Consider the following 15670-nt stretch of genomic DNA (forward strand, 5'->3'; position numbering starts at 1 on the left):
GTTTAGAAGAACGTGGCGCTACTGGAGAACCCCGATAAGAGTTGGACAATAAATTGCAAGAGGAAGAAGGCAATAATCGGCGAAAAGTCAAGGCCACCGATGGGGGGAATCAGGCCACGAAAGATATTCAGGTAGGGATCCGTTAACTGACTGAGAATCGAAAAGGGCGGATTGTACCAGTTGATATTGGGAAACCACGACAGCAGAACCCGAATCAGCAGCACAATTAAGTAGATCTGCAAAAAGTTCGCAATCCCCATCAATAGAATGGGCAATACAGGTGCCTCGGTCATTGGTCTTCCCCTTGCAAATTCAAGTGCATCCCTTATTGTACCAATGCTGGCAAGAAGCTAGCCCCAGCGGTCATTCTCCCTCGCTAGACTAGGAAATAGAAGTTTCTGCATGCATTCCCATAAAGTTATCGCTGTGCCCCTGCATAGGGGAGCGATCGCCAAAGGATAAAGAGATAGAGGCCTGTCCGACAGCGGCTTTGACTGTTTTGGGCGGGTTCCATCCTTGGGAAAAGGGCTGTATTCTGGATGGCGGCGTTTTCATTGACATTCAACTGAAGTTCAGGGGTTCAATATGTTACAGATGTCGGCCACGGGTCATATATTGGTGGGCACCTATGCCCTGATTGGATTTACCATCTCTGGCCTATCGTTTTTGCGGGCTTGGGTACAGCGGCAGTACAAGGGTTCTGTGCAACGTTTGAAGGAAGAGTGCGATCGCCTGCACCGGATTGTCAGCGAACAAGCCCAGCGCATCGAAGGGCTAAAGGAACTAGTCAGCCGTAGCGAGCAGGAGCGCGATCGCCAGCGCCAAGAAATTGAGCAATTGCGCTCAGAGGTGGAACGGTTGCAAAACCGCTGTCAAGAGCTAGAAGACCAACAACAGCAACTACACACTCAAGTTAGTGACTATCGCCAACAGGTGGTGGAATTGACGCATGCCCTCAACACTAGCCAAGCGGAAAACGAAGCCCTACGGGACAATTGCGATCGCTATCGCCAAGAGCTAGAAGACCAACAACAGCAACTACACACTCAAGTTAGTGACTATCGCCAACAGGTGGCGGAATTGACGCATGCCCTCAACACTAGCCAAGCGGAAAACAAAGCCCTACGGGACAATTGCGATCGCTATCGCCAAGAGCTAGAAACCGCCTACCAGCGCAGTAGCAGCCTCGAAGAAGAATACGCCAGTCAAACGGCGACATTGACCGCTTCTCTGACCACGATTGAAGCCACCTGTCGCGAAAAAGAGGCAGAACTAGCGGCTTGTCATGCCACAGTCAGCGAGCGCGATCGTGAAATTGACGGGCTACGCCATGAGATTACAGATCTTAACCAAGAAGTTGAGCAGCTTCAGCAAACTGTTGAACACCTGCAAACACAGAAGCAAGGAGCAAATATCTACGCCCAATGGCTGACATGGCTCAGCAGCACCGTGGCGATCGCAACTCTAGTACTCAACCTTGGGCCTTGGAGTCCGCTGTGGACAGCCATCTATTCTCACCTGCCGATGTTTTCCTAGAGATTCAAATTGTTCGCTATAGTTTGCTAATACTAGGGGGCATAAAACTGCCCCTTTTTTATTTGCGGGTTAAAACAAACTAAGCTGAACATAGGGATTTGACAGCTTTTCTATAGCAAATGGAATTAAGTTAGAAAGAGGATAAATAAACGCATCTTCTGTAAAATCTATTATTTCCTTAGCGATAAAAGACCGATCAAAGAATTTCAACATTCCGCGTTGCTGAGGGTTATTAATTTCGTTATAAAAGTTTGTTGTTGCAAAGCAAATAATCGGAACTACTGACGATCGATAGGAGATATTATATTTTTCGCATAATTCAGGGCTATGTAGAGCAACTTCCATTAGGAGTTTCCACTTATAAGTTTGAGCCGCCCTTTCCCTTAAGGATGTTTTAAGAGACAAAATGATATAGCTTTCAGGTGTATGTTTTTGCTTAATATTATTATTTGCATAAATCACAATATCCATATCTGGTTTTTGCACTTCATTTTGGATATTGATATTAATTGACTGCCTGAAATTTGGAACACTTGATAGCTGAGATGTTATGAACATCCATTCAGGTATGTTTTTGCAACATTTGTTAACAAGAAAGATGTAAATTAAGGCGTTTGAAAAAGCATTGCCAGCAATGCTCTTTATTGCTTGATTTTTATTCTCTATTTTCCCCTGTTTAACCTTTTGATCTAAAAGTATTTCCACATCAATCTGAGAAGCTCGTATGATGTCGTGTAACTGGTTAAGCACTAATAGCCATGCTTCCTTAATGTTTTTCTGACTAGCAACCCATTGATTAACTCTCTTAACAATAGGCTTCATGTAATACTTATTGCCTGAACATATCTTTCTTAAAACTTTCTTTTCCTGCTTGCTTAAAACCTTGAATGACATATCTGAACTAAAAGAGCGTAAGCTGCCTAGTTTGTTTTAATAATTTTCCCTGCTTTAGGGATTTTAATATCTCATCAGCAATAACTTTCACCAGCGGCACCACAACTGAATTGCCAAACTGCTGGTATGCCCTTGTATCACTCACCACAATTTTGAAAGAGTCGGGAAACCCCATTAAGCGGGCACATTCCCTTGGCGTCAGGCGGCGGGGATTCTTGTTTTCTTGGGGAATGAGGATTTCCGAGCCATCTTTGTAATACCTTGCGCTTAATGTTCGGGTTACTCCCTCTAAATCAACTAGCCCATAGCCAAATCCATTACCACGGGCACGATGCTTTTCAGCATAGTTTTGCAAATACTGCCACAGATGATTGCTCAACGTATATTTAGCATCTACTGACGGTTCCAGAATATCCCTAACTCTATGTTGCTGAATTGGTACCTGAGGAAATGTAAATTCAAGGGGTTCTCTAAAACCCACAATAAAAATTCTTTCTCGATGCTGGGGCACAAAATGAACAGCATTGATGACTTGGTAATAGATGTAGTATCCCAAATCATTTAGAATTTCTTGAATCCTTTGAAAGGTTCTACCGCGATCGTGGCTTTGAAGATTTTTAACATTTTCTAGCAAAAAAGCCCTAGGACGTTTATCGTTGATGATCCTCGCAATTTCAAAAAATAGATTGCCTTGAGTCGGGTGCTGAAAACCATGATCAATTCCTAGGGCATTGTGCTTGCTGACACCCGCAATGCTAAAGGGCTGACAGGGAAAACCCGCTAATAATATGTCATGGTCAGGAATCCTCTCCGAGGGGATTTGAGTAATGTCTCCTGCTGGCACTTCGCCAAAGTTTGCTTCGTAGGTTATTTGGGCAAACTTATTCCACTCTGAGCTAAAAACACAGCAACCACCTGCTTGGCTAAAACCGAGCCGCATGCCACCGATGCCAGCAAATAGATCAATGAAGGTTGGCTGCCCCATAGCAGTCTAGAGTTAGGTGTCGTCTTTATTTATCCTAAGGCCTAGGTATTGGCACTTAGCCATGTGATGGCTTCCCGTAGCCATGCCTCTGGATCGCTATTCTTGGCGAGGGTGCTCGTTTGGCCGATGGCAGTAAGGGCAGCTTCAATCTCGCGATCGCTATAACCCAAGGCTAAAAGAGTCAACTCCAGTTCTTCACGCATCGCTTCCGTGGGCAGGCCAGCGGGAGCCGTTGTTAACCCCGTTTCCTGTCGCCAAGCACTCAGGGCGGCTTTCAGTTCCAAGGCAATGCGCTCAGCGGTTTTATTGCCGACTCCGGGCGCGCGGCTGAGACGACGGGTATTGCCACTGACGATCGCTTGGACTAGCTCTGGCAAAGGTAGGGTATCCAGCAACGATAGCGCCATCTGTGGCCCAACCCCATTGACACGGATCAAACGCAAAAAGAGATCCCGCTCCGCTGCCGAGGCAAAGCCATAGAGGAGCATCTGATCCTCACGGACACTGAGATGGGTAAAAATCTGCACCACCTCAGCACTCGGTGGGTACTGCCGCAACAGATGGGACGGGACCAGTAAGCGATAGCCGACCCCATTCACCTCTAGGATGAGGGCAGAGCGATGGCTCCCCTCCGATTGATGGGCAACAACAGTTCCTCTGAGGTAGGCAAACACAGTCTGTTCCTGCTCGCAGACGATTGGAAATGGGTGAGCCAAGCCGATGATGAGATTCGAACTCACGACCGCTCGATTACGAATCGAGTGCTCTACCACTGAGCTACATCGGCATTCAAAGCATTATTTATGCTAGCACGATCGCCCCTAGGACGGGCAGGGCAATGGCAAAATTTTTGCGATCGCGCGCTTGTGTGCATTTGCCCCAAGGGTTACAATAGACGATTGTGTTAATTAACGAGTTAAGAAAATCACTTGGCAAACGTCGTCGTTGTTGGTGCCCAGTGGGGCGATGAAGGCAAGGGTAAAATCACCGATCTCCTGAGCAAGTCTGCCGATGTGGTAGTCCGCTATCAGGGCGGTGTCAATGCAGGTCACACGATTGTCGTCAAAGACCAGACCCTAAAATTGCACCTGATTCCGTCAGGGATTCTCTACCCCGATACCCAGTGCATCATTGGGGCGGGAACGGTGGTGGATCCTAAGGTGCTCCTTGAGGAACTCGAACAACTGGAACAGTTGGGGGTGAGCACTGAGAATCTGCTGATTGCAGAAACAGCCCATGTGACGATGCCCTACCATCGCCAGTTGGATATTGCTGCTGAGGAACGGCGTGGCTCACGGCGCATTGGTACCACAGGACGCGGCATTGGCCCCACCTATGCCGATAAATCGGAGCGCACGGGGATTCGCATGCTGGATCTGCTGGATGCTGATCAGTTGGCCGCCAAGCTGGAGTGGGCGATCGCCCAAAAGAATTTGATCCTCGAAAAGCTCTACGGACTGGCGCCCCTCGAACCGCAGCCGATCATTGAAGAGTACTGTGCCTACGGTGAGCGCCTGCGATCGCACATTGTCGATGGTTCCCTCGTGCTGGATGATGCCATCCGCCGGCGGCGCAACATTCTCTTTGAAGGTGCCCAAGGTACTCTTTTAGACCTTGACCATGGCACCTATCCCTACGTCACCTCCTCAAACCCTGTGGCCGGGGGTGCTTGTGTCGGGGCGGGGATTGGTCCAACGATGATTGACCGCGTCATTGGTGTGGCCAAAGCCTATACCACGCGGGTCGGCGAAGGGCCTTTTCCAACGGAATTACTGGATGAGGTGGGAGAACTCTTGGGCGATCGCGGTGCTGAATTTGGTACCACAACTGGACGGCGCCGCCGCTGTGGCTGGTTTGATGCCGTGATTGGCCGTTATGCGGTGCGCATCAATGGTCTCGATTGCTTAGCAATTACGAAGCTCGATGTCCTCGATGAGCTGCCAGAGATCAAAGTCTGTGTTGCCTATGATATTGACGGTGAGCGCTGCGAACACTTCCCCAGCAATGCCCTCAAATTTGCCCGCTGTCGTCCCATCTATGAAACCCTGCCGGGGTGGCAGCAATCCACCCGTCATTGCCGCTCCCTTGATGATCTGCCCAAGGCGGCATTGAACTATCTCAAGTTTTTGGCTGAAATTATGTCTGTGCCCATCGCCATTGTCTCGTTGGGGGCAGAGCGCAGCCAAACCATCATTGTTGAGGATCCGATCCATGGTCCGAAACGGGCACTCCTCAAGGATGATGGCACCCAAGTCCATCCCGTTTTATCTTAATTGGAGTTGTAGCAATGTCTCGTTCCTTAGCTATTGAGGGGCACCTACGCCCTGCCGATGCTAAACCCAATGCCCTACGCCGTGAGGGCAAAACCCCTGCCGTCCTCTACGGCCCGACGATTGAGTCTTCGATTTCCTTGGTGGTGGATACCCATGCCGCCGAATTTTTGGTGCGGGATGCCCGTCTCCAGAAAACCCCGATCCAGCTTTCGATCCCCGATTTGCCGTGGCAGGGAACGGTGGTGCTCCAAGAGGTGCAAGCCCACCCCGCCAAGGATACCCTTTACCACCTCTCCTTTTTAGCCAAAGCTGAAAACTAGGCTGCAAGGGGGAATTTGCTATAGTGGGGATATGTTAAGTGATTGTTAACAATGCCAGCCACGCTCCTTCGTTCTGCAGATCTTGCCCACCTTAGCTATTCCCCCGAAGGCGATCGCTTTGATGGCTCTTGGGAATCTCCCCTCGCTACGCTCCTTGGCCTTGGGCGGGCGGCTGGCGCTGATTTTGTCGAGATTTTCCTTGAGCGCAACCATTACCTTAGTACTCTTGTCGAGGACGATCGCCTGACGAGTGTCTCCCCTCGCTTGAGTTTAGGGGCGGGTATTCGCGTTTTTCGCGGTACCAGTGATTGCTATGTCAGCACCAATGATCTCAGCTTCAACGGCTTGCGCGCCGCCCTTGAAAAAGCCCTTGGCTTAATGGGGCTGCTTTTGCCCAGTCCGCAAGCTTACGTGCCTGAAATCCACCTTGAATTGCTGCGGGACTATGCCCAAGGCCGCAAGGAAGGCTGGCTAGCCGCCTGTAGTTCTATTGCTGAAGTGGCCGATATTCTGCTGGCGGGCAGCGATCGCCTACGCCAGAAAACCCAGCATCTGCAATCCCGCCGCCTCAGTTATTTTCGCGATTGGCAAGAGGTCATGGTGGCCGCCAGTGATGGCACCTTTGGTCGCGATATTCGCCTCACCCAATCAGCAGTGGCCTCTGTTCTCTGTGCGGATGGCGAGCACCGCGCCTCCATTGGTGAGCGCAATGGCGATACCAGTAATCCAGACTTTTTGCGCCAGTGGGACTACACCACCTTGGCCGATACCGTTGCCGAAGCGGCGGGCAAAATGCTCTATGCTGACTATGTGGAATCGGGCACTTACCCGGTGATCATGGCCAACCAATTTGGCGGGGTGATCTTCCATGAAGCCTGTGGTCACCTCTTGGAAACCACTCAAATTGAACGCGGTACGACCCCCTTTGCCGATAAAAAAGGCGAAAAAATTGCCCATGAAAACTTGACCGCTTGGGATGAGGGAATTACCAGCGGTGCCTTTGGCAGTATTGATATGGACGATGAGGGGATGCCGACGCAGCGCACGTTGCTGATTGAAAATGGCATCCTTAAGAATTTCCTGAGCGATCGCGCGGGTTCGATGCGCACAGGGCACCCTCGCACGGGCAGTGGCCGCCGCCAAAGTTATACCTATGCTGCCGCTTCGCGGATGCGCAATACCTACATTGCCCCCGGTGAATACCGTGTTGAGGACTTAATTGCCTCCATTGATCGCGGCATTTACTGCAAACGCATGGGGGGTGGCAGTGTCGGTGCCACGGGGCAATTTAACTTTGCCGTTGAGGAAGCCTACTGGATTGAACATGGCCAAATCAAACAGCCCCTCAAGGGAGCCACACTGATTGGCGAAGCCAAAGAAATCATGCAGCGAATTTCAATGTCTGCCAACGATCTCGCCCTTGCCCCCGGTTTCTGTGGCTCGATTAGCGGCAGCATCTACGTCACCGTTGGTCAACCCCACATTAAAGTCGATGCCATTACCGTCGGTGGCCGCTAAACTGATTACCTGCGGTTATGGGTTTGAGTAGAAATGCCTAAAGATTTTATATGTGAATTTTTGTGACTCTCGCTACATTATCATGGAAGAAGAAGGGGAGCTAAGGCAGTGCAGCTTTTTGATCGCCCTCACCGCTTTGTGTGCGCCTTGACTTCTCTTCTGAGACAAAAACATTGGACTGAATGACCAGTAATCCGCTGGTCTTTTTTTTTTGGCGGTTTTGCAGCTCCCTTGGTTAGGCAGCGGTTGGGGTTTTTACTTGGCTCAGTAGTTCGTGGAGTTCTTCGCCCTCAATCACTTCTTTTTCCAAGAGTTTTTGGGCGATCGCTTCGAGAAGGTCACGGTTCTCCTTAAGAATACTGAGCGCCTGCTGGTGAGCTGACTCGACAATTTCTTTGACTTCGCGATCGATGGCTTGAGCGGTTTCCTCACTGACTGCCCGTAGCATCATGCCATTGTTCGTCAAAAAGCTCGCCTGTTGTTGCTCAAAGGCAAGAGGACCAAGGACTTTGCTCATGCCGTAGCTGCGCACCATCCGCTCTGCCAAATCTGTGGCCCGTTGTAGATCGTTCGCGGCTCCAGTTGTGATCGTGCCAAAGACAATTTCCTCTGCCGATCGTCCCCCTAGCAACGTGGCAATTTGGGCGCGCAATTCTTGCTCATCAAGGAGGAAGCGATCCTCCGTCGGCAACTGCAATGTGTAACCAAGAGCCGCCATGCCACGGGGCACAATCGAGATTTTCTCTACCCGACCACTGCCTGGCAGCGCACAGCCGACAAGGGCATGACCGACTTCGTGGTAGGCGACAATTTTCTTCTCCTTGTCGTTGAGGACACGGCTTTTTTTCTCAAGGCCAGCCACGATGCGTTCAATGGCTTCGGCAAAGTCCTGCTGCGTCACCACTTCCCGTTGATTGCGCGCCGCCAGTAGGGCTGCTTCATTGACTAGGTTGGCCAAGTCTGCGCCAGCAAACCCCGGTGTACGGGCAGCGATCGCGTGCAGATCCACTTCAGGAGCCAGTTTCACCTTTTTGGCATGGATTTTCAAAATTGCCTCCCGACCACTCAAATCGGGGCGATCGACCAAGACTTGGCGGTCAAAGCGTCCAGGGCGCAGCAATGCCGGATCAAGGGTTTCTGGGCGGTTGGTTGCCGCAAGGACAATGACCGTTGCCCCCGTAGCATCAAAGCCATCCATTTCTGTGAGCAGTTGGTTGAGGGTTTGCTCCCGCTCATCGTTCCCGCCATAAAAACCGGCACTGGAACGGGACTTACCAATGGCATCTAACTCATCAATAAAGACAATACAGGGGGCTTGCTTTTTCGCCTGCTCAAAGAGATCCCGTACGCGGGCCGACCCGACACCCACAAATAGCTCGACAAACTCCGAACCCGAAATGGAGAAGAAGGGGACATTGGCTTCGCCAGCAACAGCTTTGGCCAGCAGGGTTTTCCCTGTTCCCGGTGGCCCCACCAGCAGCACCCCCTTGGGAATGCGGGCACCAATTTGAATATAGCGTTGGGGATTTTTCAGAAAATCAACAATTTCGACCAGCTCCGCCTTAGCTTCCTCAACCCCAGCCACATCATCAAAGCGAATCCCCGTGTTGGCACCCTCGACATAGACCTTAGCGCGGCTTTTGCTGATGGAGAGAACCCCCTGAGGACCACCGCCCGCTTGGCGACTGGCAAAGAATTGAAAGATGAGCACAAACACAATCGGCGGAATGACCCAACCAAGGACATTCAACAACCAACTGTTGCGCGGTGGGGGGGCAGCGGCAAACTCAACACCTTTTTCCTGTAGGAGTTTCGGTAGCTCCAGATCAAAGATTGGCGTTGTCGCTAGTACTTGGGGCGGTTTATCTCCCTCTGGCTTTAATTGGTAGAGAATTTCATTTTGGCTGACATAGGCACGCGCCACTTTCCCCTCTTGCACCTGATGGATAAACATACTGTAGGGAACCTGAGGTGGACGGGGGGCAAAAAGTTGGGGGAAAAGTAGGTTCAATAGGAGAAATCCCAACCCCACGAAAAGAAGCAGATTACCAATCCAGCGATTACGGGGTACTTCGGGCGGGTTCTTGATGGCCATAGGTTAGATTCCCCAGAGTTCACCTACCGATCATGGTGACACTTGGAAGGGACTCAGGGCAAGGGCAAGAAGCTTAACATTCGGTCACTCAACCCCGCAGCTAGCCTAGAAATGCCCGACGCTACAGTGAGGAAGCGGGCAAGCCTTTGATAAAATATCAACAGAATTCCTCTCTTTTGCATCGTAGAATGATTGATTTAAGTACCCTCAAACGCGATTTTTCTTTGTTGCGCGATCGCCTGGGTCATACCCAGGACTATCTTTGACCCGGCGGCCTTAAACGCCAAGATTCACGACCTTGAGCACACCGCCGCTCAGCCAGACTTCTGGAATGATCAAGCGATCGCCCAAGTCACACTCCAACAGTTGACCGAAGCCAAAGACGCCCTCAACCAACTTCAGCAATGGCAAAAAACGATTGAACACGTGGAAACGGCACTGGAACTGCTGGAGCTAGAGCCGGATGAAGGGCTGGTGACAGAGGCGACTACGCTGCTCAAGGATTTAGACGCCCAGTTGAGTCGATGGGAACTGGAACAACTCCTCAGTGGCCCCTACGACAAAAACAACGCCATTCTCACGATCAATGCTGGTGCTGGCGGGACTGATGCTCAGGATTGGGCAGAAATGTTGCTGCGAATGTACACCCGCTGGGCGGAGCGCCATGGTTACCAAACCCATCTGGCCGAGTTATCGGAGGGGGAGGAGGCGGGCATTAAGTCAGCCACCCTAGAAATTCGGGGGCGCTATGCCTACGGTTATCTGCGCTCTGAAAAGGGCACCCATCGGCTGGTGCGCATTTCTCCCTTTAATGCCAATGGTAAACGGCAAACCAGCTTTGCCGGCGTGGATGTGATGCCCGAACTGGATCAATCCGTTACGGTAGAGATTCCCGAAAGCGACTTAGAAATTACCACCTCTCGCAGTGGCGGCAAGGGAGGACAAAACGTCAACAAGGTGGAAACAGCCGTGCGCATTGTCCATAAGCCAACGGGCTTGGCCGTCCGCTGTACGCAGGAGCGATCGCAACTACAAAACAAGGAAAAAGCCCTTGCCATTCTCAAGGCCAAGCTATTAGTCATTGCCCAAGAACAAAAGGCCAAGGAAATTGCTGATATTCGCGGTGATGCTGTTGAAGCGGCTTGGGGCAACCAAATTCGCAACTATGTCTTCCATCCCTATCAACTGGTCAAAGACCTGCGCACGGAGGTGGAAACGACAGCCATTCAAGAGGTCATGGATGGTGACCTCGATCCCTTTATCCAAGCCTACCTGCGGCAGCAAACGGAGGAAGCCAGTTAAACAAAAAACTCCCCCTAGGGGGAGCAATTGCAGTTCAGCAAATCAGGGAAAGAACCTAAATCTCGACCACGCCCCCTGCGGCCTGCAAGCGAGCACGGGCACGACGAAAGGCTTGGGTGGCTTGAATTTTGGCCTGTTTAGATTCCCCCTGTTCGGCTTTAGCGAGGGCGGCCTGTGCTTCAGCAAATTCGGACTTGGCTTTTTCGAGGTCAATTGTGTCCCCGCGCTCAGCACCGTTGACAAGAATGGTCACTTCGTTGTTTTCAACTTCGGCAAAGCCCCCCATGAGGGCGATCGCCACCCATTCGCGGTCTTGGCGCACCCGCATCACGCCCGTTTCCAAGGCGGTTAAGAGAGGGGCATGATTTGAGAGAATACCCAATTGCCCCGTTGTGCTGGGCAAAATCACTTCCTCAGCGGGGGCATCCCAAACGGTTTTATCGGGTGCAATTACCCGGACGGTCATCACCATAACGCTTCCCTTGCCACTCAATGATCAAAGGGCGGGTTGCCCCACCCTGTATGGACACCTGTGAAACCTAGGCTTTGAGTTTTTCAGCCTTAGCTTTGGCTTCTTCGATATTGCCCACCATGTAGAAGGCTTGTTCGGGCAGATCATCCAGCTCACCGCTGAGGATCATCTGGAAGCCTTTGATGGTTTCTTCGAGGGTGACGTATTTGCCGGGGGCACCGGTGAACACTTCCGCCACAAAGAAGGGCTGAGACAGGAAGCGCTCAATTTTGCGTGCCCGCGCCACGGTTAGACGGTCTTCCTCTGAGAGTTCATCGAGACCCAAAATGGCGATAATGTCCTGCAGCTCTTTGTAGCGCTGAAGGGTGGCCTGAACCGCCCGTGCCGTTTGATAGTGCTCCTGACCCACAATGTTCGGCTGTAACATGTTGGAGGTGGAGCCAAGGGGATCCACAGCGGGGTAAATCCCTTTTGCGGCTAGACCACGGGAGAGCACTGTTGTTCCATCCAAGTGGGCAAAGGTCGTGGCCGGAGCAGGGTCAGTCAGGTCGTCCGCAGGCACATAGACCGCTTGAATCGAAGTAATCGAACCTTCCGTGGTCGAGGTAATCCGCTCTTGTAGGGCACCCACATCGGTACCGAGGGTGGGCTGGTATCCCACCGCAGAGGGCATCCGACCGAGTAGCGCCGACACCTCAGAACCGGCTTGCACAAAGCGGAAGATGTTATCAATAAACAGCAGCACATCCTGCTTGTTGACATCGCGGAAGTATTCGGCCATCGTCAGCCCCGACAGACCCACACGCATCCGTGCGCCGGGGGGTTCGTTCATTTGACCGTACACAAGGGCGATTTTAGATTTGCTGGGATCGTTTTTGTCGATCACGCCCGATTCAATCATTTCGTTGTAGAGGTCATTGCCTTCGCGGGTACGTTCGCCCACGCCAGCAAACACCGACACTCCACCGTGTTGGGTCGCAATGTTGTTGATCAGTTCCATCATGATCACGGTTTTGCCGACGCCCGCACCGCCAAAGAGGCCAATTTTACCGCCACGGCGATAGGGGGTGAGCAGGTCAATCACCTTGATGCCCGTTTCAAACACCGAGGGCTTGGTTTCCAGTTGCGTAAAGCTGGGAGCAGGACGGTGAATGGGCAGGGTTTCAGTGGCACTGACAGCGCCTTTTTCGTCCACGGGTTCACCCAGCACGTTGAAGATGCGACCCAAGGTGGCTGTCCCTACGGGCACGCTGATGGGGGCACCGGTATCTACGGCTTCCATTCCCCGCACTAAGCCATCGGTGCTGCTCATGGCAACGGCACGGACGCGGTTATCGCCAAGGAGTTGTTGCACTTCACAGGTTACAGCCACGTCTAAGCCGGCCTCGTTTTTGCCTTGAATCCGCAGGGCGTTGTAAATGGCGGGCATTTTGCCGCTGGGAAATTCAATGTCAACGACAGGGCCAATGACCTGAGTAATAAAGCCTACATTGGTTCGTTCTGCTGATATGACCATGGACGTTTGCCTACTGTCTAGGTAAATTCATTTGCGTTTTTTCAGAGGGCGATCGCTCCCCAAGGGGCACAACGATCGAGACTGAAAGTGGAATGCAGCGTTTGGTGCAAGCGCACCACAATACAACGTACCACTAATGCAGCCTTTTTCTATCGGATTCAGTGGGATCCAAATCTGAGGTCTTATTGACCCCGCTCAGTTGCTGTGAAAAAGGCGGCAGGGCAGGAATTAGCCGACGACTTCAATTTCGTCCTCAAAAAACCAAGTGCTGGAGCGATCGTCAAAGGTGACAATGACGCCAACCCCACTGCCATCGGTCATCTTAAAACCAGTAATTTGACCCACTTGGCCGAGTTTTTGAATGATGTCTTGGGCGACGCGATCGCGAATTCGACAGACGCGCACTTTTTGCCCCACGTCCATAGCAACTCCCAAACTTTGTATAATCCTTGAAAATCGTACCAAGAAACCGTCACATTCACACGGGTTTGTCCTATGGGTCGTCTGCGGGTCGGGCTATTGTTTGGCGGTCGCTCACGGGAGCATGAAGTTTCGGTGGTCTCGGCGGCAGCGATCGCCCAAGCCTTTACCGAGGGCGACAATCGCGATCGCTATGAAGTGATTCCGATCTACATCCAAAAAGATGGCCGCTGGCGCTCCACAGACCATGTTGGCATCCCCGAGGGCGCAGCACCAGAGGACTCCCTGTGGCAGTTTCCTGCGGTTGCCGAAACCATTGATGTTTGGTTCCCGATTCTCCACGGCCCCAATGGTGAAGATGGTACGATGCAAGGCCTGCTGCAATTGATGCAACGCCCCTACGTGGGTTCGGGGGTGGCTGCCTCGGCCATTGGTATGGACAAAATCTTGATGAAAACGGTCTTTGGGGCTGTGGGCTTACCCCAAGTGCGCTACGTAGCCCTGCAGCGCAGTGACCTGTGGTCGGATCCCTGTCGTTACAACCATTTGTGCGATCGCATTGAAACTGAATTGGGCTATCCCTGCTTTGTCAAACCTGCCAACCTTGGCTCCTCCGTGGGCATCTCCAAGGCCAAAAATCGCCAACAACTGACAACTGCCCTTGAGGCCGCTGCCGAACTGGATCGCCGCATCATTGTGGAAGCGGGTGTGGTTGCCCGTGAGCTAGAGTGCGCGGTGCTCGGCAATGATAAACCCCAAGCTTCGGTGGTGGGGGAGATTACCTACAGCAGCGAGTTCTATGACTACGAAACCAAATACACCGATGGCCGCGCTCAACTCCATATTCCTGCGGAGATTCCCCCAGCGGTGAGTGAGCAGATCCGCACGATGTCCCTACAGGCCTTTCAAGCCCTTGATGCCGCTGGCCTTGCCCGCTTTGATTTTTTCTATGTACCCAGCACTGGCGAAATCCTGATTAATGAAGTAAATACCCTACCGGGGTTTACCGCCCTGAGTATGTACCCCCAACTGTGGGCGGCGAGTGGTGTGCCCTTTCCAGAATTAGTCCATCGCTTGGTGCAATTGGCCCTAGAGCGGCACGGCTAGCTATTCCCCTGAGCAACGTAAAGAGTCATAAAGACACTGCATCTAGGCCTTGATTTTTTCTATTAAATAACTCTATAGTCATATAAGACTATAAAACTAGGCAGGTTATGAAGCGATCGTTGAGGGGCAAGCCCAGTCAGTGGGCAATGATTTGGCTATTTTTTCTAATTGCGATCGGTGGCCTCTGGTATCCTTGGTTGGGGTACCTCATGCTGGCCATGATGCTGGGTATTCCTGTGCTGGCCTATTTTCGCAGCCGCTATTGGTGTGGCAACCTCTGCCCGCGTGGCGCGTTCCTAGACATTGTGCTTTATCACTTTAGTCCCCACCGTCCCTATCCCAAACTCTTCAAAAAACAAAGTTTTCGCTGGGCGGTGTTTAGCTTCATCATGACGGTTTTTGCCCTTCGCATGACATTGGCATGGGGCAACTGGGTGGCGGTGGGTGGCCTCTTTGTCAATATGTGCGTCGTCACCTCCATTGTTGCGATTCTCTTGGGGGTGATCTTTAATCAGCGGGCATGGTGCGCGATTTGCCCGATGGGCACACTCCAAGAATCCTTGGGTAAACTGGGAAGTGGCCAGACGAAGGCGAAAAAGGCCAGTGCGAAAGCCACAAAATTGTTGCCCCCTGTGGAATGAGCGCGCGATCGCTAGAATTGAAGATATCCACCAACAGCGGCAACCAAGGTGAATAAACTGGAAGAGTGGGGCTTCAGCAAAGACTGGTGGCGCAATCAACGGGGAGAATTTTGGGTCATTGGCCAAACGGTACTCAGTATCGGCTTTATTCTCTTGCCAGTGGTCCGAGTGGTTAGCCTGCCCTTGGTGGTGCGCCTAGGATTGACCCTTGGCTTGGGTCTGATTGGCCTTGGTCTAGGCATGGCTGGCTTGTTTCACCTAGGGAACAACTTGACGCCCCTACCCCATCCCAAGGAGGACAGTCAGTTAGTGACCACGGGGGTTTATGGTTGGGTGCGCCATCCGATCTATAGCAGTGTGATCTTTTTGGCCTTGGCCTATGGTGTATGGCAAATGAGTCTTTCCCACGGGCTGGGGGCGATCGCCCTCTTTATCTTCTTTGACCACAAGGCCGCTCAAGAAGAACAGTGGCTGTTGGCCAAGTTTAAGGACTATGCCACGTATCGGCAAAGGGTGAAGAAACTGATTCCCTTCCTGTACTAAAATACTTAACACTAATTTTTGTACTCATTTATTGCCTAGGCCATTAAG

At 51.8% G+C, this 15670-nt stretch carries 16 protein-coding genes and 1 tRNA gene; 8 read left to right on the top strand and 9 right to left on the bottom strand.

All coding sequences use genetic code 11. The features are described from left to right. Positions 1 to 2: 2 nt before the first annotated feature. On the bottom strand, positions 3 to 293 hold the full coding sequence (locus RHJ02_RS04485) for a YggT family protein (protein WP_149817300.1): 291 nt from the start codon (positions 291 to 293) through the stop codon (positions 3 to 5). Positions 294 to 585: 292 nt separating this feature from the next. Here RHJ02_RS04485 and RHJ02_RS04490 point away from each other — a divergent pair, with 292 nt between their 5' ends. Next, entirely contained in the window at positions 586 to 1536 is a 951-nt protein-coding gene (locus RHJ02_RS04490) for a hypothetical protein (protein ID WP_206201249.1), read from the top strand. 69 nt (positions 1537 to 1605) lie between these two features. On the opposite strand, the gene RHJ02_RS04495 is transcribed toward RHJ02_RS04490, so the two are convergent. The 4 genes from RHJ02_RS04495 to RHJ02_RS04510 form a co-directional block, all read right to left on the bottom strand. Then, complete coding sequence (locus RHJ02_RS04495; RefSeq protein ID WP_310800501.1) at positions 1606 to 2358, bottom strand: BsaWI family type II restriction enzyme; 753 nt, start codon at positions 2356 to 2358, stop codon at positions 1606 to 1608. 79 nt (positions 2359 to 2437) lie between these two features. Next, positions 2438 to 3415, bottom strand: a complete 978-nt coding sequence (dcm, locus tag RHJ02_RS04500) for a DNA (cytosine-5-)-methyltransferase (RefSeq protein WP_310743447.1) — start codon at positions 3413 to 3415, stop codon at positions 2438 to 2440. Positions 3416 to 3456: 41 nt separating this feature from the next. Beyond that, positions 3457 to 4089, bottom strand: coding sequence for a Holliday junction branch migration protein RuvA (gene ruvA, locus RHJ02_RS04505; RefSeq protein ID WP_310453314.1), 633 nt, complete (start codon positions 4087 to 4089; stop codon positions 3457 to 3459). Positions 4090 to 4130: 41 nt separating this feature from the next. Continuing rightward, positions 4131 to 4202 (bottom strand) — tRNA-Thr (locus RHJ02_RS04510). A gap of 142 nt (positions 4203 to 4344) precedes the next feature. Here RHJ02_RS04510 and RHJ02_RS04515 point away from each other — a divergent pair. From RHJ02_RS04515 to RHJ02_RS04525, 3 genes are read left to right on the top strand one after another with little or no spacing between them, the layout of a single operon-like run. Further along, on the top strand, positions 4345 to 5688 hold the full coding sequence (locus tag RHJ02_RS04515; RefSeq protein WP_149817309.1) for an adenylosuccinate synthase: 1344 nt from the start codon (positions 4345 to 4347) through the stop codon (positions 5686 to 5688). A gap of 14 nt (positions 5689 to 5702) precedes the next feature. Then, positions 5703 to 6008 carry a 50S ribosomal protein L25 gene (gene rplY, locus RHJ02_RS04520; protein WP_206201253.1) on the top strand — a complete coding sequence of 102 codons (306 nt, stop codon included), beginning with the start codon at positions 5703 to 5705 and terminating at the stop codon, positions 6006 to 6008. 51 nt (positions 6009 to 6059) lie between these two features. Then, entirely contained in the window at positions 6060 to 7526 is a 1467-nt protein-coding gene (locus RHJ02_RS04525) for a TldD/PmbA family protein (protein WP_206201254.1), read from the top strand. Between the two features lie 235 nt (positions 7527 to 7761). On the opposite strand, the gene ftsH4 is transcribed toward RHJ02_RS04525, so the two are convergent. After that, complete coding sequence (gene ftsH4 / locus RHJ02_RS04530; RefSeq protein ID WP_206201255.1) at positions 7762 to 9621, bottom strand: ATP-dependent zinc metalloprotease FtsH4; 1860 nt, start codon at positions 9619 to 9621, stop codon at positions 7762 to 7764. Between the two features lie 188 nt (positions 9622 to 9809). Between ftsH4 and prfB the strand changes: the two genes are divergently transcribed. Further along, positions 9810 to 10923 (top strand): peptide chain release factor 2 gene (prfB, locus tag RHJ02_RS04535; protein ID WP_206201256.1). Its coding sequence is split into 2 segments (ribosomal slippage): positions 9810 to 9884 and positions 9886 to 10923, totalling 1113 coding nucleotides; the frame shifts between segments, so codons are not numbered across the junction. A 55-nt stretch (positions 10924 to 10978) separates the two neighbouring features. Here the strand turns inward: prfB and atpC are convergent. The 3 genes from atpC to RHJ02_RS04550 form a co-directional block, all read right to left on the bottom strand. Next, positions 10979 to 11395 (bottom strand): ATP synthase F1 subunit epsilon, encoded by a 417-nt coding sequence (gene atpC, locus RHJ02_RS04540; protein ID WP_206201257.1) that lies wholly within the window; start codon positions 11393 to 11395, stop codon positions 10979 to 10981. 67 nt (positions 11396 to 11462) lie between these two features. Next, positions 11463 to 12911, bottom strand: coding sequence for a F0F1 ATP synthase subunit beta (gene atpD / locus RHJ02_RS04545; RefSeq protein WP_310744881.1), 1449 nt, complete (start codon positions 12909 to 12911; stop codon positions 11463 to 11465). Positions 12912 to 13139: 228 nt separating this feature from the next. Continuing rightward, a complete protein-coding gene (locus RHJ02_RS04550; protein WP_149817325.1) occupies positions 13140 to 13334 on the bottom strand; it encodes a DUF2862 domain-containing protein in 195 nt (64 codons plus the stop codon). A 72-nt stretch (positions 13335 to 13406) separates the two neighbouring features. Between RHJ02_RS04550 and RHJ02_RS04555 the strand changes: the two genes are divergently transcribed. The 3 genes from RHJ02_RS04555 (at position 13407) to RHJ02_RS04565 (ending at position 15622) form a co-directional block, all read left to right on the top strand. Continuing rightward, a complete protein-coding gene (locus RHJ02_RS04555) occupies positions 13407 to 14438 on the top strand; it encodes a D-alanine--D-alanine ligase family protein (RefSeq protein WP_310743450.1) in 1032 nt (343 codons plus the stop codon). Between the two features lie 107 nt (positions 14439 to 14545). Beyond that, entirely contained in the window at positions 14546 to 15079 is a 534-nt protein-coding gene (locus tag RHJ02_RS04560) for a 4Fe-4S binding protein (RefSeq protein WP_206201259.1), read from the top strand. A gap of 48 nt (positions 15080 to 15127) precedes the next feature. Continuing rightward, positions 15128 to 15622: an isoprenylcysteine carboxylmethyltransferase family protein gene (locus RHJ02_RS04565; protein ID WP_310800502.1), complete on the top strand. Its 495-nt coding sequence runs from the start codon at positions 15128 to 15130 to the stop codon at positions 15620 to 15622. Positions 15623 to 15670 lie beyond the last annotated feature (48 nt).

The sequence above is a fragment of the Thermosynechococcus sp. TG215 genome, from assembly GCF_031583455.1.
In the GTDB taxonomy this organism is placed as follows: domain Bacteria; phylum Cyanobacteriota; class Cyanobacteriia; order Thermosynechococcales; family Thermosynechococcaceae; genus Thermosynechococcus.